Origin of the sequence: Polaromonas sp. (assembly GCF_030689685.1) — a bacterium.
Classification (GTDB): Bacteria; Pseudomonadota; Gammaproteobacteria; order Burkholderiales; family Burkholderiaceae_C; genus Polaromonas.
The window spans coordinates 1-18874 of the sequence record NZ_JAUYEY010000066.1; the positions used below are offsets into that span (position 1 = coordinate 1).

Consider the following 18874-nt stretch of genomic DNA (forward strand, 5'->3'; position numbering starts at 1 on the left):
GGTGCGCGCCTGGTCGGCGATGGAGCGGGTGATGGCCTGACGGATCCACCACGTGGCGTAGGTCGAGAACTTGTAGCCGCGCCGGTATTCGAACTTGTCCACGGCTTTCATCAGGCCGATGTTGCCTTCCTGGATCAGGTCCAGGAACTGCAGGCCGCGGTTCGTGTACTTCTTGGCGATAGAGATCACCAAACGCAAGTTGGCCTCGATCATCTCTTTCTTGGCATCGCGCGAGTTGGTCTCGCCCTCGTTCATGCGTTTGTTGATGTCTTTGAGCTGGCCCAGCGGCACCACCACACGCGCCTGCAACTCGCCAAGTTTGGTCTGCAGTTCCTGAATCGGCGGGATGTTGCGCGCCATGATGACCGACCACGGCTTGTTGGCCGCGACCTGCTTTTCGACCCACTTGAGATTCAGCAGGTTCGGTGGAAAGTCCTTGATGAAAACTTCCTGCGGCATGCCGCATTTTTCGACAATGATGCGGCGCAGCTCGCGCTCTTTTTTGCGCACGTCCAGCACCTGGCCGCGCAGCAGGTCGCAGAGCTTTTCAATCGTCTTGGCGGTAAAACGCACCGTCATCAACTCGTCGCTCAGCGCCTTTTGTGCTTTCACATAAGCGGGCGTGCCGTAACCTTCCTTGTCGTAAGTCTTGTGGACTTTTTCAAACAGCGAGGCAATGGTGTCGATCCGGGTCAGCGCTTCCTTCTTGAGCTCCTCGAGTTTTTTGGTCAAGGCCTTGGAGCCGCCTTTGCCGTCGTCGTCATCTTCCTCGTCAAACTCGTCGAAGTCTTCCTCGGCCACATAATCGTCGGCCTCGTTGGGGTTGGAAAAACCATCGACCACCGTAGAGATGACGATTTTTCCTTCGCGGATGTCTTCACCCAGGCGCAGAATTTCAGCAATGGTGGCCGGGCTTTCAGAGATGGCTTCCATCATCTTCATCAAGCCGCCTTCGATGCGCTTGGCGATCTCGATTTCGCCTTCGCGTGTCAGCAACTCGACCGTGCCCATCTCGCGCATGTACATGCGCACCGGGTCGGTGGTGCGGCCAAACTCGCTGTCCACGGTGGACAGGGCGGCTTCGGCGGCTTCTTCAGCCTCTTCTTCGGTGGCGCCGGCCGGTGCGTTGGCCGTGATCAGCAGGGTTTCTGCGTCAGGTGTCTGCTCATACACCGCCACACCCAGATCGTTCAGGGTGACGATCACTGCGTCCAGCGTCTCAGCGTCAATCAGCTTGTCGGGCAGGTGGTCGGAGATTTCGCCATGGGTCAGGTAGCCGCGGGTTTTGCCGAGCTTGATCAGCGCCTTCAGGCGCGCACGGCGCTTGGCCATGTCTTCTTCGGACAGCACGGTTTCGTCCAGTCCAAACTCTTTCATCAAGGCGCGTTCTTTCGCCTTGCTGATCTTCATGCGCAGTGGTTTGACCTTTTCGGTCGTTTCCGGCACGGGTTCACCGACCAGATCGTCTTCGATGTCGGACATGTCTACGTCACCCGCAGGCTTGCCATCAATGTTTGGTTTGCGGCCACGCTTGGCGCCGCTGGTTTCAACTGCGGCGGCCGGGTTTTTCGGTGGGCGGCCAGGTTTCTTCTTGACCGGCACTTCAGCGGCGGCTGGGGCCGGGGCGGCCTTCAGCAGGGTTTCTTTTTTGGCAAGGGGTTTGGCAGGGGAGGCGGGAGACTTGGTCGGCACAGGGGGCACTTTCTTGACGGACTTTTCGGATTTCAGGGGCGCTTTGGGCGCTGCGGCTTTTTTGCCGGGAACTGGTTTGGATATGGCGGTTTTTACGGGTTTTTCAAGCTTGCGGGCTGCCTTCTTGACGGGCGGGCGGGCTGCGGCTTTGACTACAGCTTTGGGCTGGGTCACAACTTTGGCGGACTTGCTGGACTTTTGAGCAGGCATGGCGAACTCCCGGTATGAAAACTTCCTTCAACAGACTGGGTTCCCGGCACCGGCGAACCGGGGCACAGGCACAAAAAATGCCCGCGCCGGATGGCTGGGCATTCAGGGGCCTTCAAAGGCCCCCAGGCAAGTTGTTTGGGCGAACATTTGGTATGCAGTCCTTGCGGGGAAGTTGCCCTTCAACCTGTGAGGTCCCGTTCTTGCGGGAGGCGGGTGCCGGAGGTGCTGCTGTCGCGCTTGCCGTAGCGGAAAATCGGATTATACCCGAATGCCTCATTTTTAGGCATTCGGAGCTAGGAGTCGGGGCGGCAGAAGGCGTCGAAGCGAAAAGTGGCCCCGGCGAGGACAGTTTTTGCCGGGTTTGCAGCCTCATAGCCGTAGCTATGGGGCAAGAAGCCGGTGAAAAATGGACCGGCGCGGCCGCTTTGCAGCCGACGTTCCTTCTGCCGCCCAGGCTCCTAGCCCCAATCAGCTTTTTTTCAGGAGGGCAGCGAGTGCTTCGTAACGCTGCCGGGCGGCAGGGTCGGTCATCACGCTGGGTAGTAAATCGACCATTTCCTGCTGGCGTTTGAGCTTGAGCAGCTGGTCCAGAATGCTGCGGACTTCGTTCCAGTCGCACTCGATGCCTTCCAGTAGCTGGGCGATCTGGGCTATGGCGTGTTTTTCATGCGGGTGCTCGCGCAGGCCTTCGCGCAGCGCGGCCCAGGGCTGGGGGCCGTGTTCATGCAACTGGCTCTCCAACCAGGCAAACAGCGGACCATGTGGTGTCGGCAGTTCGCACAGCAGCACATGCTCCTCGCCGCTGAGCTTGTCCCAGCTTTGCGGATCGGTCAGCATCAGCCGCAGCACCCGGTCTTCGCGGCTGGCCGGCAGCACCCGGCCGGCTATACGCCGGACGGGCCGGCTGCGGGAAGAGCTGGCAGATCCCGCCAGCGCAGGCAGGGAAGCAGCGTAAGCGCCTTCGTCATGCAGGTCGGCGAAATTGCCAGAAAACTCCTCCAAACCCTGCTCAGCACCTGAATGTTCAGGTGTTTTGTGCCTGTAGCCCTTGTCTGGCAAGCGTGAGCCGCTATTGTTTTTATAGCTGTTTGCGGCGGCGGCCGGCTGCCATATCTGTAGCAACTCGCGGCTGTCGATCTGCACCTGGTCGGCGATTTCGGCCAGCAGTTGCCGCTTCAGCGTGCCGTCGGGCAAGGCCGTCCAGAGCGGGCGTGCGTTGCTGGCCATGTGGGCGCGGCCCTCGGCGCTGTCGAGCTCGCAGCCCTCAGCGGCGGCTTCCAGCATGAACCTGCTCAGTGGCACGGCTTTGGCCACATAGGCGGCAAAACCTTCCTTGCCGTGCTCGCGGATGAAGCTGTCGGGGTCATGCTCTTCCGGCAGGAACAAAAACTTGACGCTGCGCACATCCGTCGCAAAGGGCAGGGCGGCGTCCAGCGCCTTGCGTGCCGCGCGTCGGCCGGCGCTGTCGCCGTCGAAGCTGAACACAACCGACTCGGTGAAGCGGAACAGCTTTTGCACATGGTCGGCAGTGCAGGCCGTGCCCAGCGTGGCAACTGCGTTGGCAAAGCCGAGCTGAGCCAGCGCCACCACGTCCATGTAGCCTTCGGTGACGAGCGCGTAGCCGTGCTCGCGCAGGGCGCTGCGCGCCTCGAACAGGCCATACAGCTCACGCCCCTTGCTGAATACCGGGGTTTCGGGCGAGTTCAGATATTTGGGTTTCTCGTCACTCAAGACCCGCCCGCCAAAACCAATACATTCGCCCTTGACGTTGCGGATGGGAAACATCACACGGTCGCGGAAACGGTCGTAACGTTTTGCTTCGCCAGCTGCGTTTTCTTCGCCGGGCTCGCCGCTGATGACCAGGCCGCTTTCGACCAGCAGCGGGTCGTTGTAGTCAGGAAACACACTGGCCAGCGCACGCCAGCCCTCGGGCGCGTAACCCAGGCCAAAGGTTTTGGCGATCTCGCCAGACAGGCCGCGCCCTTTGAGGTAATCGATTGCGCGCGGCGAGCTGCGCAGGTGCTTGATGTAGGCGACGCCGGCTTTTTCGAGCACGCTGCTCAAGGTGGCCTGCTGTTCGCGCGCCTGGGCAGCGCGGGCGCGCTCCTGCGGCGAAACGTCGTCTTCCGGCACCTGCAGGCCGTATTGCTGGGCCAGGTCTTTCACCGCTTCAACAAAGGTCATGCCGCCGTGCTCCATCAGGAAGCTGATGGCGTTGCCGTTTTTGCCGCAGCCGAAGCAGTGGTAGAACTGCTTGGACGGGCTGACACTGAAAGAGGGCGATTTTTCGCCATGGAAGGGGCACAGCCCCATGAAATTGGCACCGCCCTTCTTGAGCTGCACATAACGCCCGACGATGTCCACCACGTCGGCGCGCGCCAAAAGCTCCTGGATGAATGATTGGGGAATGGCCACATCTGTATTGTGCCCCGGCAGGATTGCCCTCCCGTTTGTCGCTACGTGTGCTGCGGCATCACGCTTCGGTCTGGCTCCGAGCTGCCTCCGAGCTGCCTCCGAGCTGCCTTCCGATCATCCTGAGCTTGTCGAAGGATGGGGCGCCCGGGCGGAAATTTATTCTGCCGCTACCATGGTCCCTGTATCACACAGGAAACGCCATGACCCGTATTTTTGACCGGGACTTGCCCCGCACCGAAGCCAACCACGCGCCGCTGTCACCGCTGTCTTTCATTGAGCGCAGCGCCGAGGTTTACCCGGACCGGTTGGCGGTGGTGCACGGCGGCCTGCGTCGTAGCTGGTCTGAAGTGTTCAGGCGTTGCCGGCAACTGGCCAGCGCGCTGCAGCGGCACGGCATAGTCACGGGCGACACAGTGGCGGTGATGCTGCCCAACACGCCGCCCATGGTCGAGGCGCATTTCGGCATCCCCGTCACCGGTGCGGTGCTCAATGCACTGAACACCCGGCTTGATGCGCCAACCCTGGCCTTCATGCTGGACCACGGCGAGGCCAAAGTTGTCATCGTCGATCCCGAGTTTGCAGATGTCATGCAGCAAGCCATTGCCTTGCGCAAGTCGGCGACCCCGCTGCTGGTGATCGACGTGGAAGATGCGATGTACACCGGGCCGGTTCAGCGCATCGGCAGCGTGGACTACGAGGCCTTCCTGGCCGGCGGTGATGCAGACTTTGCCTGGCACTTGCCGGCCGACGAGTGGGATGCGATTGCGCTGAACTACACCAGCGGCACCACCGGCAACCCCAAGGGCGTGGTCTACCACCACCGCGGTGCGGCGCTCAATGCCGTCTCCAACATCCTCGAATGGGACATGCCCAAACACGCGGTTTACCTGTGGACGCTGCCGATGTTTCACTGCAATGGCTGGTGTTTTCCGTGGACGGTGGCGGCGCGCGCCGGCGTCAATGTCTGCCTGCGCAAGGTCGAGGCCAAGGCGATTTTTGAGGCGATCCGAGAGCACGGTGTCACGCACTACTGCGGCGCGCCCATCGTGCACGGCCTGCTGGTCAATGCGCCCGACAAGCTCAAACACGGCTTGCCGCGCGGCGTGAAGGCGATGGTGGCGGGCGCGGCGCCGCCGGCGTCCATGATTGAAGGCATGGAGGCGCTGGGGTTCGATCTGACGCATGTCTACGGCCTGACCGAGGTCTATGGCCCGGCCACGGTCTGCGCGGTGCAGGAGGGCTGGGACAAGCTTGAGATTGGCGAGCGCGCGCGGCTCAATGCGCGCCAAGGTGTGCGTTATCACCTGGAGCGTGACGTGCGTGTGCTCGACGCATCGACTCTGCAGCCCGTACCCAGCGACGGCGAAACCATGGGCGAGATCATGTTCAGGGGCAACATCGCGATGAAGGGTTACCTGAAGAACCGCCAGGCGACCGAAGAAGCTTTTGCGGGTGGCTGGTTCCACAGCGGCGACCTGGCCGTGATGTGCCCCGATGGCTACATCAAGATCAAGGACCGCAGCAAGGACATCATCATCTCCGGCGGCGAAAACATCTCCTCCATCGAGGTCGAAGACGTGCTCTACCGCCACCCCGACGTACTGGCCGCAGCCGTGGTGGCCAAACCCGATGCGAAGTGGGGCGAGACGCCTTGCGCCTTTGTCGAGCTGAAAGCCGGTGCCACCGTGAGTGCCGCAGACATCGTTGCGCATTGCAAAAAACACTTGGCCGGCTTCAAGGTGCCGCGCGCGGTGGTGTTCGGTGAACTACCGAAAACCTCGACCGGCAAAATCCAGAAATTCGAGCTGCGCAAACTCGCCGGCTCGGCGGTGGCGATTGATGTGTAAGGTGGCGTCAGTTTTGATGCATGAGAGGGCAATGCAGTGACACCTGGACCTCAGGCTGCTTATGTGATCCGCCATCCGGGCGCGTTCGCGCTGCGGGTGATCAAGGGTTTCCGTGCCAACCAGGGCTTGCTGCTGGCGGGTGCTGTGGCGTATTACGCCTTGCTGTCGATTGTTCCCTTGCTCATCCTGATGGCGATTGCGCTGTCGCATGTGGTGGACCAGTCGGCGCTGCTTGAAGCGCTGGGTCGCTACATTGGCTGGCTGGCGCCTGGGCAGTCTGACTTCATTGTCGGCGAGCTGAACAATTTTCTGGCGCACCGCGAGCTGATGGGTTGGGTGCTGCTGGCGACCATGCTGTTTTTCAGCTCGCTGGCCTTCACCGTGCTGGAAAACGCGATGTCGGTGATTTTTCTGCACCGCGTGGCGATTCGCCGGCGGCATTTTCTGGTGTCTGCGCTGCTGCCTTATGCCTACATCCTGTGTCTCGGGGTGGGCCTGATTCTGGTGACGTTGGTCTCGGGCAGCTTTGCGGCGCTGGGCGACAAGAGTATTGAGTTTCTCGGGTATAGCTGGTCGCTCGATGGATTTTCGGGCGTGCTGCTGTATTTGCTTGGGCTGGCCGGAGAAATTTTTGTGCTGACCTCAGTCTATATGGTGATGCCGGTCGGCAAGTTGTCATGGCGCCATGCGCTGATAGGCGGCGTCACCGCTGCTCTGCTGTGGGAAATCACGCGGCACCTGCTGGTCTGGTACTTCGGCACGCTGTCGCAGGTGGGCCTGGTCTATGGCTCGCTAACCACCGCCATTGTTGTGCTGTTGAGCCTGGAAATCGCGGCAACGGTGTTGCTGCTGGGCGCGCAGGTGATTTCTGAGTACGAACGAATAGGCACCACGCAGCAGGATGCACCGGTCGAGCCGATGCGGACCGGTTAGGCCGGCGCTACAAAAAGAGGAGCTGCGCGCGCAGGAGGTATAAGGGCTACAGCCTCTTTTGATGCTCAATTCCCCATCACCTTCCCTTCGCGGCGCGGGTCGGCCCCGCCGAGCAACAGCGGTGTTCCGTGAGCCTGGCCGCGATGGCATGCAGGTCGCCGGTCATGGTCATCTCGCGAACTTCGGCGCCCCACGGTGGCACTGCTGGCCAGTTTCCTGCTGGGTGCTTTGCCGCTGCTATTGCGCTGCCCGCACGGCCCAATCAGGGAAAAGTATGGAAGCTGGAGCCGCCTGATTGTTTAGCGCTTAAGCCCAAGCCCGGCCTGCCCTGCCGCCACCCGCCAGGCACACATTGGCTGATTTGGATCAAGTCCTGCCCGGTTGTTTGCTTTTATGCTGGGTTTCAAACTGTCGAAAGTCGGCGCCAGCCGGTGCTTCGCCGGGACCAATCTGGTTGATTCACTTTTAACGCAACAAAACACGGGGACAGGGCATGAAAATACTCTTGGCAGCTGATGGCAGCAAGTACACCCAGAAGGCATTGAACTTTATTCTTACGCACAAACATTTGCTTGGGCCAGATGAACTGCGGGTGATACACGTCCAGATGCCTTTGCCAACAGGCTTCAACGTTGTGTTTGGCTTTGACCGGGCCATTGATCACCACGCCATCGAAGCGGAAAAGATACTCAAGCCGGTCAAACAGTTTCTCGACAAACGCGCCATCAAGTACCGCTGCCTGAGCGCTATTGGCCCGGTGGTCACCGAGATAATTGACGCTGCAAAAAGTGAGCATGTCAATCTCATACTCATGGGCACGCATGGACGGGATTGGCTGGGCCGTGCGCTGATGGGCAGCGTTGCACAGCGGGTGGTGGTCAATAGCAAAGTTCCGGTGTTACTTGTGAAATGACAGCCGATGTGGATGACCTGAAGGACAAAACATGAAGATTTTTCTGGCTGCAGATGGCAGCAAGTACACAAAAAAGGCGTTGGCTTTTCTTGTCAGTCACGAAGGCCTCGTCAGCAGCGATGACGACTTGTTTGTACTCAATGTCCAACTGCCCGTGCCGGTGCGCGTCAAGCGCCTGTTGGGTTCGGCAGAGGTTGCCAACTACCACCGTGAGGAGGGGCCAAGGTGCTTGATCCCATCAAGAAGTTTCTGGACCGGCATGCACTGAACTACCGCTGTGCGTCGGTTGTGGGGCATTCTGTCGAGGAGATTTTAAAAGCGGCGACGAAAGAAAAATCGCATTTGATTGTGATGGGTACACGCGGTCACGGGCTGGCGGGGCGTGCACTGATTGGCAGCATTGCCCAGCGCGTGGTTGCGGACTGTGACATACCTGTATTGCTTGTGAAATAGTTGAAACCACGTGGAAAAAAGGCGAGAAAAATCATGAAAATTCTATTTGCTGCTGACGGCAGCACCTTCACCAAAAAAGCACTCACTTTTATAGTGAACAACAAAAGCTTGTTAGCGGCAGGTGATGAGTTGCTGGTGCTGCATGTACAAGACGCCATATCAGCACAAATCGAACGCAAACTGGGGGCGGCGGAAGTTGCTGCCTACCAGACAAAGCAGGCTGATGCGGTGCTTAAGCCGATCAAGAAATTTCTTGACAAGCACGCGGTTAACTATCGCTGCGTTTTGGTGATCGGTGCTGCCGCCCATCAAATTATTGAAACGAGCAAGCGTGAGCGCGTAAAAATGATTGTCATGGGCGCACACGGCCATGGTTTGTTAAGCCGGATGTTCATGGGCAGCGTGGCTCAGCGCGTCTTGGCAGAAAGCGAGATCCCTACGCTGCTGGTGAAGTAGTGCAGGTTGACCGTTTAAAGCATGACACAGCCTCTCAGGCCTTTTTTTCATTTGAAGGAACTACAGCTATGTACAGACGTATTTTGGTGGCGGTAGATGGTAGTTCGTCGTCGAACAGAGCGGTTTCTGCCGCACTGGAAATGGCCAGTTACTCGGGCGGTAGATCGGTGCTGCGGTTGATCCATGTATTGGATGAAATGACCTACTTCACCGGGTTAAGCCCTTATTCGGGCCAGTCGGGCGCCATTGTTGGTGCTATGCGAGAGGCGGGCGGGAGAATCCTGGCCGACGCTTTGGCCGTTGTTCAATCTGCAGGCGTAGAGGCGGACACTTTGTTGATTGATCAACTCGGAGCTCATTTGGCCGAAACAGTCGCTGCGCAAGCCAGGCAATGGGATGCCAGTCTGATCGTGGTGGGAACCCACGGCAGGCGAGGCATCGGTCGAATGTTGATGGGGAGCGGTGCTGAGCAGATTATTCGTCTGGCGCCTGGCCCGGTGTTGGTGGTGCGAAGTGCAGAGGGCGGAGGGTAACAACGCTGTCCAAAGCCCTCATGGTGCTGGGGCTTGACCCGGAGCCCGTGCCCACACACCGCTGGGGCTGGCATTGAGGGCTTCATCCTTCGTTTTTGCCGGGCACACGGTGGCCATGGTTGCCAGCGTGTTGCTGGGCGCTTGCCTGGTGCTCTTGAGCTGGCCGCTGGCCTTGTCAAAAACCAGCGTGGACGCCCAGGCTCAGGACGTGGGCGCTATCAGCGTCGTGGGGACTTTGGCCTGATCGCGCGCCACTTCCTCGCGGGCGGTAATTCTGCGGAACCAGACGGTAATGACGGTGGACGTGAGCACAATGAACAGCGAATACAGCACCGGTATCAGCAACACCTGTTGCTGCATCTCGCCCTTGAAGGTCAGCAGCACAATCAGTACGCCGAGGGGGCCATTCTGGATGCCCATTTCCAGTGAGATGGTGCGCGCGCGCCGCTTGTCCTGTCGCACCAGTCGCGCAAACACGTAGCCGACCACAAAGCCGAACACGCCCAGGCCGACTGCGCCGAAGTAAACCTGCCACGGCGTCGAGGCGAGCAACTGGTGGTTGCGCGGCACCCAGGAGACGATCAGGAAGAGGATCACGACGATACCGAGCGCGCCACCGACCAGTTCCAGGGTGGCGCCAACATTCGGATTCCACTTGCGCAAAAACACGCCGATCAGGGTGGGCACCAGCAGCACGAACAGCACCTGCGCCACGTTCTCTGGTGGAATCTTCCATTCGCCCTCGATGCCGGCCGTGAATATGCCGAGCGTGATTGGTACCATGACGAACGCTATCAGGGTGGAGACAATCGTCATCAGGATCGACAGAGAAAGCACACCCTTGCTGAAGTAGTTGAAGATGTTCGACGTGGTGCCGCCGGGCAGACAGGCCATCAAAATAAGGCCGACCGCCCAGGGCGCCGGCAGCTTCAAAGCGGTTGCCAGGGTCCAGCCGAGGATGGGGGTCAGCAGGTAGGTGGTGACGATGCAGATGCCAATGCCTGCCGGCTTGCGCAGTGCAATTCGAAAGTCCTTGAAGGTCAGCGAGGCGCCCATGCCCAGCATGATGATCATCATCATCACGCCCAGCAGGCGTGTCTCAAGTTCGGTCAGCATGGTTTGTCTCCGGTGCGCCCGTGCACGCCGCTCAGGCGGTTGCGACGGACTGAAAAAAGCTTGAATAAACGCATGGAAAGCCCGCTCAACGGGCGTCCTGTGCCTTCGCGTACTCGGCGCGCAACTCCTTGCGCAGGATTTTGCCAACCGGCGTCTTGGGCAGCTCGCTGCGGAACTCGATGGCCTTGGGTACCTTGTAGTCGGTCAGGTGCTTGCGGCAGTGCGCCCTCACAGCGTCTTCTGTCAGACCGTCGCGCAGCGTCACCACGTAGGCCCGCACCGCCTCACCGGTGCGCGCGTCGGGTACACCGATCACGCCGACCTCCAGCACGTCTTCCATCTGTGCGATCACGTCCTCTATCTCGTTCGGGTAAACGTTGAAGCCCGACACCAGCACCAGGTCTTTCTTGCGGTCAACAATCTTGAAGTAGCCGTCGGCATCCATGACCGCGACGTCGCCGGTATACAGCCAGCCGTCGCGGATGGCTTGGGCGGTTTCCTCGGGCCGCAGCCAATAACCCGCCATCACCTGCGGTCCGCGCACGATCAACTCGCCGGGCTGCCCCTGGGCCACCGCCTGGCCTTCGTCGTCCACCAGGCGCACCTCGGTGCCGGGCGCCGGAATGCCGATGGAGTCCGGCTTTTGCAAACCCGTCAATGGGTTGAAACTGACCATGGGTGCGGCCTCGCTCAGGCCGTAGCCTTCGGCGATGGTGGTGCCCGTCACGCGCTTCCAGCGCTCGGCCACCGGATGCTGGAGGGCTGCGCCACCAGCGACGGCCGCCTTCAGTTTTGTCGGCGGAAACGCGCTGAACCACTCTTCGTTGAGCAGTGCATTGAACAGGGTGTTGACGCCGCTGATCCAGGTGATCGGGTAGTTTTCAAGGGCGCGCTGCAGGTTGCCGATGGGCCGGGGACTGGGCGACAGCACATTGTGCGCACCGACGGCGTAAAACGACATCAAATTCACTTGAAAGGCAAAGATATGGTAGAGCGGCAGGGCGGTGAGCACGCATTCAGCACCCTCGACAATCTGCGAGCCCGCCATCGCGTGAACCTGATCGCGGTTGGACAGCAGGTTGCCGTGGGTCAGCATGCAACCCCGGCTGACGCCAGTGGTGCCGCCGGTGTATTGCAGCACCGCCAGCGTGTCACGACCGATCCCAGCCGTGTAAGCCGCGACATCAATGTTTTTTGCCTGCGCCGCGCGGGCGCCTTCGGTCAGCGCGCTTGCCAGCCGGATATGCGCTATGCCAATGGCCGGCAAGACCTGGTTCCAGACCTTCATCACGCTGCGGATCACCGCACGCGGAATGGCCGGGAAGAACTGCGGCACCTCGCACACAATCACCTTTTTGATGGCAGTTTTCGCCAGCAAGCCTTCGACCTTGTTGGCGAACATGTCCACGATGACCAGCGCCTCGGCCCCTGAATCGCTGAACTGATGCGCCATCTCGGTGGCGGTGTAGAGCGGATTGGTGTTGACCAGCACGCAACCCGCCTTGAGCACACCGAAGGCCACCACCGGGTAGGCCAGGCAGTTTGGCGTCTGGATTGCGACGCGGGCACCTGCCGCCAGCCCGATGCACTCGCGCAGGTACACCGCAAAGGCGTCGGCGTACTCTGCCACCTGCGCATAGGTCAGTGTGCCGTACATGCCATTGGGCAGGCAGGTGGTGAAGGCTTTGTGCTGCGCAAAACGAACTTCCGACACCCGGATCAGCTCGGCAAGATTGGCATGCTGCGGCACTGGCAATTGCGCCGCAATGGCCTGGCCGTAGTGCTTGGTCCATGGCTTGCTGTCATAAACCGAGGTGTTTTGATTCACTGCTTATGTCCTGGTTGTAGGCGGTTGACTTGGCGCGCCGCAAGCCCGCACGCGCCCTGACGATTCAGCCGCAGACCGGCTGGCGGTCATCATACGGGGCTGCGTCGATGCGGCTTCTGCGTGGAATCCCTGAGCTGGCTGTGCGCGGGGTGCAGACATGGATGGCGGCTCAGGCCCGCCATGACATCACATCACAGCCTCATGTCTCAATTGCTATCAAAAAAGTAGCTGCTTGCGCCCGCCAAATAAGGGCGCAGAGCACTTTTTACTCTCAATCGCCCATCACCACACCTTCACGGCGTGGGTCAGCGCCGCCCAGCAGCACCGGTGTACCGTGTGCCTGACCGCGCGCAATGGCCTGCAGGCCGCTGGTCATGGTCATCTCGCGCACTTCGGCGCCGCGGGCTTTCAGGGCCTCAACAGTCGCTGGCGCAAAACGCTTTTCTTCGAGCAGCGTCGGGCCGTTGAGCGAGGCGAAGTTGGGCAGGTTGATGGCTTGTTGCGGCATCAGGCCCCAGTTCAGCACGCCGTACAGGGTTTTGGCGGTGTAGTGGATGATCAGCGCGCCACCGGGGCTGCCGCCGCTCATCACCAACTGGCCGGTTGCCTTGTCAAAGACCAGTGTGGGCGCCATGGACGAGCGTGGGCGTTTGCCGGGCTGCACGCGATTCGCCACCGGCTTGCCTTCTGCGTCGGCAGGCGCGTAGCTGAAGTCGGTCAGCTCGTTGTTCAGCAAAAAGCCCCGAACCATCTGGCGCGAGCCAAAAGCGTCTTCAATGGTTGTGGTCATCGCCACCGCGTTGCCGTAAGCGTCCACGATGTTGATGTGCGAGGTGCCGTATTCGGGTTGCTCGGGCATGGGCGCATAGGCCACCCGAACGCCGCCCGGAATGCCGGGTTTGGCCACTTTCATGCTTTGCCCGCCGGGCTGGGCGGCAATCAGTTTGGCGCGCTCGGCCAGGTAGGCTGGCGCCAGCAGGCTCATCCAGCTACCGCCCGGGGGCTGCACAAAGTCGGGGTCGCCCAGGTACTGCGCGCGGTCGGCAAAGGCCAGGCGCGAGGCTTCGGTGTACAGGTGCAGCCAGTCGGCCGAAGGCGCTGCGCCCACCGTGCCGGGTGTGCCGCCCATGCCGGTTTCCAGCGCCAGTGTGGCTGCGTTGGTGTTGTTCAGAATGCCCAGAATCTGCCCGACCGCAATCGCGCCCGAGCTCGGCGGCGGCATGCCGCAAATGCGGTAGTCGCGGGCCTGGGCGCGGTAATCGTGGCAGATCGGCTCGCGCTTTTTCGCCTGGTAACCCGCCAGGTCGGCCAGGCTCAGTTTGCCGGGGTTGGTCGGGTGCTGTTGCACCTTGCTGACGATGGCCTGGGCAATGTCGCCTTCCAGCAGCGCTTTGGACCCGCCAGCCGCGATTTTTTTCAGCACATCGGCCAGCGGCTGGTTGCGCAGCGTGGAGCCAACGGCCAGAGGCTCACCATTGAGCGGGTAAAAATAGGCGGCAGCCACCGGGTCTTTTTTCAGGTGCTGCTCGCTCTTGAGCAGGGTGGCCAGGCGCGCGCTGACCTTGAAGCCGTTTTCGGCCAGCGTGATGGCCGGCACAAAGAGTTGCGCCCAGGGCAGCTTGCCGTGTTGCTTGTGCGCCATCTCCAGCATGCGCACGGTGCCCGGCACACCGACAGATCGGCCGCCGACCACACCGTCAATAAATGCCAGCGGTTTGCCGTCGGCGCCAAGAAAGAGTTTTTCGTCGGCTGCGGCGGGCGCGGTTTCGCGGCCATCAAACGCCTCGACCGTGCTGCCTTTGGCGTGCAACAAAAAAGCGCCGCCGCCTATGCCGCTGGACTGGGGCTCCACCAGCGTGAGCACCATCTGCACGGCAATCGCTGCGTCAACCGCCGAGCCGCCGGCCTTGAGCACCTGGTAACCGGCGTCGGTGGCCAGCGGGTTCGCCGCAGCGACGGCAAATTTGGTGCTGGCCCAGCCCGGTTTTTCGGTGTAGCCGGAAGCGCCCTCGGGCTGCTGCGGCACCTTATAGGCCAGCGGCGGCGCGCTGCTGCAGGCGGCCAGCAGCAGGGTAGCGGCCAGCGTACAGGCGGCGAGCGGAAAGGCGGTCTGCTTCAGGGTGTGGGTGAGTTTCATGGACGCGCTCCGTTGGTGATGCGTGCCATGTTAAACCTCGCGTGCGGCGGCATTTGTAAGTAGCTGAAAAAAGGCCGAGGTGACCGGGTTAATGGTCAAATCGGCCTCCAGCCCATATCTGCCGGGCATATTCAGCTATCAATACGATAGCGACGAAAGATGCAGGCTTAACGCGGTGCGAGGCGAATCGCGCCGTCGAGGCGGATCACTTCGCCGTTGAGCATGTCGTTTTCAAAGATGTGCTGCGCCAGCTTGGCGTAGTCCTGCGGCGTGCCCAGGCGACTCGGGAAGGGCACCGACGCTGCCAGCGAATCCTGAACTTCTTTTGGCATGCCGAACATCATGGGTGTGCCAAAGATACCGGGCGCAATCGTCATGTTGCGGATGCCGTTGCGCGCCAGGTCGCGTGCAATCGGCAGCGTCATGCCGACAATGCCGCCCTTGGAGGCGCTGTAGGCGGCCTGGCCGATCTGGCCGTCGTAAGCCGCGACCGAGGCGGTGGAGATCATCACGCCGCGCTCGCCGGTGGCTTCGGGCTCGTTTTTGCACATGGCCTCAGAAGCCAGGCGAATCATGTTGAAGCTGCCGACCAGGTTGACCATGATGGTTTTGCTGAACACGTCCAGCTTGTGCGCGCCGTTTTTACCGACGGTTTTTTCGGCCGGTGCAATGCCGGCGCAGTTGACCAGGCCCATCAGTTTGCCCATGGAGACGGCTTTGGCCACCACTGCCTGGCCGTCGGTTTCCTGGCTGACGTCGCACTTGACGAAGGCGCCGCCTATGTCTTTGGCAATCGCTTCGCCTTTGTCGACCTGGATGTCGGCAATCACGACCTTGCCGCCTTGGGCAGCGAGCATGCGTGCCGTGCCTTCGCCCAGGCCCGATGCGCCGCCAGTGACGATGAATACTTTGCCTGCGATGTCCATGAGAATTCCTTGGGAAGATAAAGAGAAGGGGTGTTGCGGAGTTGACGTGAACGTCAACGTCAACACCGATTATCGGGCATAAAAAAAGCCCGGCGGACCGGGCTTTGTTGCGCGCAGGACGGCTTATTTGTAGCCGACGCGGTCCAGCATCTGCTGCACCTTGACCTGGTTTTTCGCGACCAAGCCCAGCGGGATGTTTTCGGGTTTGAAGCTGGCGCCGCCCATGGCCACAATCGCCGGGTTGCTGGTGCTCACGCCTTTGGCGGCCGGAAACTCGTTGTTGCCGTTGGCGAAGTAGTCCTGCGCAAAGGGGCTGGCGAGAAACTCCATGAACTTCACAGCGTTTGCCGGGTTCTTGGCATGTTTGGCAACCGCCGCGCCTGCGATGTTCACATGGGTGCCGGACGTGGCCTGGTTCGGGAACATGACCTTGACTTTTTGCATCACGGCTTTGTCGTCGGCCTTGTCGGATTTGATCAGGCGCGCGACGTAATAACTGTTGGTCAGCGCCACGCCGCATTCACCGGAGGCCACGGCCTTGATCTGGTCGGTGTCGCCGCCCTTGGGGGCGCGCGCCATGTTGGCAACCACGCCTTTGAGCCAGGCTTCACCTTTGGCATCACCGAGGCGCTCGACCACGGTGGAGAACAGCGAGAGGTTGTAGGGGTGCGAACCCGAGCGGGTGCAGACCAGGCCCTTGAGCTTGGGGTCGGCGAGTTTTTCGTAGCTGTCCACGTCGCTGGCTTGCACACGGGCCGGGTCGTAAACAATGACGCGGGCGCGGGTCGAAAAACCGGTCCAGGTCACGCCCTCTGCGGTGGGAGCAGCGCGCAGGTTGGCCGGAATCGCCGCGTCCAGCACCTTGGACTTGATCGGCTGGAACAGGTCCTGGGCATCGGCCGAGGCCAGGCGGGCGGCGTCCACCAGCAGGATCACGTCGGCCGGGGAGGCTGCGCCTTCAGCTTTCAGGCGTGCCAGAATGCCGGCGTCGTCGGCGTCCACGCGGTTGATTTTGATGCCGGTGGTGCGGGTAAAGGCCTCGTACATGCCTTCATCGGTCTGGTAATGGCGTGCAGAATACAGGTTGACCACCTGCTCTTGGGCAAGCGCGGAACTTGTTGCGCCGAACAGGGTGGTGGCTGCCAGCGTGATAGCGGCCAGGGAAGATGCGGTTTTAAACATAGGTCAGCCGATGAAGTGAGTAGATAGCTGGATGTTAATGCAAACAAGAATTAATCTCAATCACAAAATCAATTATTCTGCAGGGACATGGACGCTGGCCGTGGCTGTGTGCCGCCCGGCCTTGCTTGCGCTGGGGTGCGCTGTGGTGCTGGTGCTGACCGGCTGCGCCACGTCAGGGTCGATGGCGCCGCCCGTCCCGCCCGGCGTGCAGATGCCCTCAGGCAAGCCGGTCAAGATCGGCCTGGCGCTGGGCGGTGGCGCGGCGCGTGGTTTTGCGCATGTGGGTGTGATCGCGGTGCTCGAAGAAGCGGGTCTAAAACCCTCGCTGGTTGTCGGCACCTCGGCTGGCAGCCTGGTTGCGGCGCTTTATGCCAGCGGCAAGACCAGCGCCCAATTGCAGCAGACGGCACTGAGCCTGGAGGAGGTCGCCATCACCGACTGGATGCTGCCGCTGTTGGGCCGCGGCATGTTTCGCGGCGAGGCCCTGGGCCGTTATGTGAACGATCTGGTAGCGGGCCGCCTGATTGAAAACATGGCGATCCCCTTGGGTATCGTGGCGACTGACCTGAACAGCGGGCAAGCCGTGCTGTTTCAGCGTGGCGACACGGGTACGGCGGTGCGGGCATCCAGCGCGGTACCGGCGGTGTTTGTACCGGTCAAGATCAACGGGCGCGAGTATGTGGACGGTGGCCTGGTCTCGCCAGTGCCGGTGCGTTTTGCGCGACAGATGGGAGCCGACCTGGTGATTGCGGTGGACATTTCCAGCCCGCCCGAGGCCAACCCGGCCGAGGGCACGCTGCAGATCCTGCTTCAGACTTTCGCCATCATGGGCAAAAGCATTAACCAGTACGAGCTGAAGGACGCCGATGTGCTGGTGCAGCCCGCGCAGGCGGGCCTCAAAAGCGCGGACTTTTCGGCGCGCCAGCGCGCCATCGACGCCGGGCGCGCCGCGATGCTGGCGGCGCTGCCGGCGCTGCGTGCCAGGCTGGCGGTGCTGCAGGCCCGCTGACGCTCCTGTTTTGATAGCTGCTCGCGCCCGCCCAGCATGGGCCAGAGGCAAAAATGATCAAAAAAAAGCCTGATCTTGCAATCAGGCTTTAAGGGGTCCGTGAAACTTGATTTCTGGAAGGACCCGAGGAGACAACTGGCAGGGGGCTTGCCTTCAGTGAAGCAAACACCTGAATGAATCAACTGGCGCTGGCGCCGGCAAATTCAAGCCCTGGAAAATCAGCGCTTTTTCGAAGCGGTCTTGGAAGCGTTCACAGCGGTGTTGGTCACAGCGGTGAAATTGGCTTCGGCCATGTCAGTGGCTTGCTTGACGGCTTTTTGCATGGATTCGACAGCGTTGTTGGCGGCAGCCACGGCGCTTTTCATCACGGCAACAGCGGTCTCGGAGCCGGCCGGTGCATTCTTGGAGGCGCTGTCCACCAGGCCCATGAACTTGGCTTGGGCAATAGCTGCCTGGCCTTCAAAGGACTTGCCGACTTCAGTGCCGGTAGCGGTGGCGATGTCGTACAGGTGACGGCTGTAAGCAGCGGTTTTTTCAGCCAGCGGCTGGAACAGGCCGGCTTGCAGGGCCAGCAGCTCTTGGGCGTCTTTGACGCCCATGAGGGATTGGGTGTGGTTGGCGGACTCGGCCAGGGCGGCCTTGGAGGCCTGAACATTAAGTTCAACCAGTTTCTCAACGCCTTCAAAAGCCTTGCTGGTCAGACCAAACAGGGTCTCAATGTTTGCTTTGTGGGAAGCCATGATTTGTTCAGCGGTCAACATATTTAAATCTCCAATATAGGTGGGTTAACGATTTCAAGTAGTTGCGCTGCTGGACAATCTGTGGGCTTGCTCTTTGTCGATTGCTGCACTGCAACATAACTGAAGTATAGGGATTGCCCGGTCAATTGCAAGTGATTTTTGTTGCAGTGCAGCATTTTAGGGGTGGAGCTCTATCTGGCCGGCGTTAGGGAAGCGCTGAATAAGTCCTTGCGGAGGCGCGGCAGCCGGATCGGGATGGGATTGCCAAGGCGGATTTCGCAGCCAATAGCTGGCTATTGGCAAGAAATTCAACGCCCCAGACCGCCCGAGCCCGGCTGATCGCCCGCCGCAGGGGACTTGTTCAGCGCTTCCTTAGGCCGAGCCGCCCCCATGCCGGCGCAGCGGCAAGTGGCCGGGGAAACCGGCGTCGGCGGTCACAATCAGTGCGGCCATCTCGCCTCGTTTTGAATCTTCGCTCCCCATG

The 18874-nt window shown here is 60.8% G+C and carries 17 protein-coding genes; 9 read left to right on the plus strand and 8 right to left on the minus strand.

Features of this window, described 5'->3' with window-relative positions; genetic code table 11:
* The coding region (locus Q8O29_RS15370; RefSeq protein ID WP_305564312.1) for a sigma-70 family RNA polymerase sigma factor at window positions 1–1902 on the minus strand (1902 nt) is incomplete at its 3' end.
* Window positions 1903–2370: 468 nt separating this feature from the next.
* Window positions 2371–4317 carry a DNA primase gene (gene dnaG / locus Q8O29_RS15375; protein ID WP_305564314.1) on the minus strand — a complete coding sequence of 649 codons (1947 nt, stop codon included), beginning with the start codon at window positions 4315–4317 and terminating at the stop codon, window positions 2371–2373.
* 200 nt (window positions 4318–4517) lie between these two features.
* Here dnaG and Q8O29_RS15380 point away from each other — a divergent pair, with 200 nt between their 5' ends.
* The 8 genes from Q8O29_RS15380 (at window position 4518) to Q8O29_RS15415 (ending at window position 9696) form a co-directional block, all read left to right on the plus strand.
* Complete coding sequence (locus Q8O29_RS15380) at window positions 4518–6164, plus strand: acyl-CoA synthetase (protein WP_305564316.1); 1647 nt, start codon at window positions 4518–4520, stop codon at window positions 6162–6164.
* A 36-nt stretch (window positions 6165–6200) separates the two neighbouring features.
* Complete coding sequence (locus tag Q8O29_RS15385) at window positions 6201–7097, plus strand: YihY/virulence factor BrkB family protein (protein WP_305564318.1); 897 nt, start codon at window positions 6201–6203, stop codon at window positions 7095–7097.
* A gap of 493 nt (window positions 7098–7590) precedes the next feature.
* The gene (locus Q8O29_RS15390) at window positions 7591–8010 is read left to right on the plus strand and encodes a universal stress protein (RefSeq protein ID WP_305564320.1); all 420 of its coding nucleotides are present in this window, start codon (window positions 7591–7593) and stop codon (window positions 8008–8010) included.
* Between the two features lie 31 nt (window positions 8011–8041).
* A complete protein-coding gene (locus Q8O29_RS15395) occupies window positions 8042–8278 on the plus strand; it encodes a hypothetical protein (RefSeq protein WP_305564322.1) in 237 nt (78 codons plus the stop codon).
* Complete coding sequence (locus Q8O29_RS15400) at window positions 8236–8463, plus strand: universal stress protein (protein ID WP_305564324.1); 228 nt, start codon at window positions 8236–8238, stop codon at window positions 8461–8463. Before Q8O29_RS15395 ends, Q8O29_RS15400 begins: the two co-directional genes overlap by 43 nt.
* A 33-nt stretch (window positions 8464–8496) precedes the next feature.
* Window positions 8497–8919 carry a universal stress protein gene (locus Q8O29_RS15405; RefSeq protein WP_305564326.1) on the plus strand — a complete coding sequence of 141 codons (423 nt, stop codon included), beginning with the start codon at window positions 8497–8499 and terminating at the stop codon, window positions 8917–8919.
* Window positions 8920–8987: 68 nt separating this feature from the next.
* On the plus strand, window positions 8988–9452 hold the full coding sequence (locus Q8O29_RS15410; protein WP_305564328.1) for a universal stress protein: 465 nt from the start codon (window positions 8988–8990) through the stop codon (window positions 9450–9452).
* A 73-nt stretch (window positions 9453–9525) separates the two neighbouring features.
* Complete coding sequence (locus Q8O29_RS15415; protein ID WP_305564330.1) at window positions 9526–9696, plus strand: hypothetical protein; 171 nt, start codon at window positions 9526–9528, stop codon at window positions 9694–9696.
* Here the strand turns inward: Q8O29_RS15415 and Q8O29_RS15420 are convergent.
* The 5 genes from Q8O29_RS15420 to Q8O29_RS15440 form a co-directional block, all read right to left on the minus strand.
* Window positions 9654–10568: a bile acid:sodium symporter family protein gene (locus Q8O29_RS15420; protein WP_305564332.1), complete on the minus strand. Its 915-nt coding sequence runs from the start codon at window positions 10566–10568 to the stop codon at window positions 9654–9656. The two genes, Q8O29_RS15415 and Q8O29_RS15420, sit on opposite strands and share 43 nt — an antisense overlap.
* A gap of 85 nt (window positions 10569–10653) precedes the next feature.
* Complete coding sequence (locus Q8O29_RS15425; protein WP_305564334.1) at window positions 10654–12396, minus strand: AMP-binding protein; 1743 nt, start codon at window positions 12394–12396, stop codon at window positions 10654–10656.
* 271 nt (window positions 12397–12667) lie between these two features.
* Entirely contained in the window at window positions 12668–14533 is a 1866-nt protein-coding gene (locus Q8O29_RS15430) for a gamma-glutamyltransferase family protein (protein WP_305564336.1), read from the minus strand.
* A gap of 167 nt (window positions 14534–14700) precedes the next feature.
* Window positions 14701–15459, minus strand: coding sequence for a 3-hydroxyacyl-CoA dehydrogenase (locus tag Q8O29_RS15435; RefSeq protein WP_305564338.1), 759 nt, complete (start codon window positions 15457–15459; stop codon window positions 14701–14703).
* A gap of 123 nt (window positions 15460–15582) precedes the next feature.
* Window positions 15583–16641: an extracellular solute-binding protein gene (locus Q8O29_RS15440; protein ID WP_305564340.1), complete on the minus strand. Its 1059-nt coding sequence runs from the start codon at window positions 16639–16641 to the stop codon at window positions 15583–15585.
* 181 nt (window positions 16642–16822) lie between these two features.
* Here Q8O29_RS15440 and Q8O29_RS15445 point away from each other — a divergent pair, with 181 nt between their 5' ends.
* Entirely contained in the window at window positions 16823–17650 is an 828-nt protein-coding gene (locus Q8O29_RS15445; protein ID WP_305564344.1) for a patatin-like phospholipase family protein, read from the plus strand.
* A gap of 218 nt (window positions 17651–17868) precedes the next feature.
* On the opposite strand, the gene Q8O29_RS15450 is transcribed toward Q8O29_RS15445, so the two are convergent.
* Entirely contained in the window at window positions 17869–18411 is a 543-nt protein-coding gene (locus Q8O29_RS15450; protein ID WP_305564342.1) for a phasin family protein, read from the minus strand.
* Window positions 18412–18874 lie beyond the last annotated feature (463 nt).

Bases quoted from the DNA above. Each gene is read 5' to 3' on its own strand.
- Q8O29_RS15420 (WP_305564332.1), bottom strand. From the start codon at position 10,568: ATGCTGACCGAACTTGAGACACGCCTGCTGGGCGTGATGATGATGATC.
- Q8O29_RS15405 (WP_305564326.1), top strand. From the start codon at position 8,497: ATGAAAATTCTATTTGCTGCTGACGGCAGCACCTTCACCAAAAAAGCA.
- Q8O29_RS15435 (WP_305564338.1), bottom strand. From the start codon at position 15,459: ATGGACATCGCAGGCAAAGTATTCATCGTCACTGGCGGCGCATCGGGC.
- Q8O29_RS15395 (WP_305564322.1), top strand. From the start codon at position 8,042: ATGAAGATTTTTCTGGCTGCAGATGGCAGCAAGTACACAAAAAAGGCG.
- Q8O29_RS15390 (WP_305564320.1), top strand. From the start codon at position 7,591: ATGAAAATACTCTTGGCAGCTGATGGCAGCAAGTACACCCAGAAGGCA.
- Q8O29_RS15380 (WP_305564316.1), top strand. From the start codon at position 4,518: ATGACCCGTATTTTTGACCGGGACTTGCCCCGCACCGAAGCCAACCAC.
- Q8O29_RS15430 (WP_305564336.1), bottom strand. From the start codon at position 14,533: ATGAAACTCACCCACACCCTGAAGCAGACCGCCTTTCCGCTCGCCGCC.
- Q8O29_RS15440 (WP_305564340.1), bottom strand. From the start codon at position 16,641: ATGTTTAAAACCGCATCTTCCCTGGCCGCTATCACGCTGGCAGCCACC.
- Q8O29_RS15410 (WP_305564328.1), top strand. From the start codon at position 8,988: ATGTACAGACGTATTTTGGTGGCGGTAGATGGTAGTTCGTCGTCGAAC.
- Q8O29_RS15450 (WP_305564342.1), bottom strand. From the start codon at position 18,411: ATGTTGACCGCTGAACAAATCATGGCTTCCCACAAAGCAAACATTGAG.
- Q8O29_RS15445 (WP_305564344.1), top strand. From the start codon at position 16,823: ATGGCGCCGCCCGTCCCGCCCGGCGTGCAGATGCCCTCAGGCAAGCCG.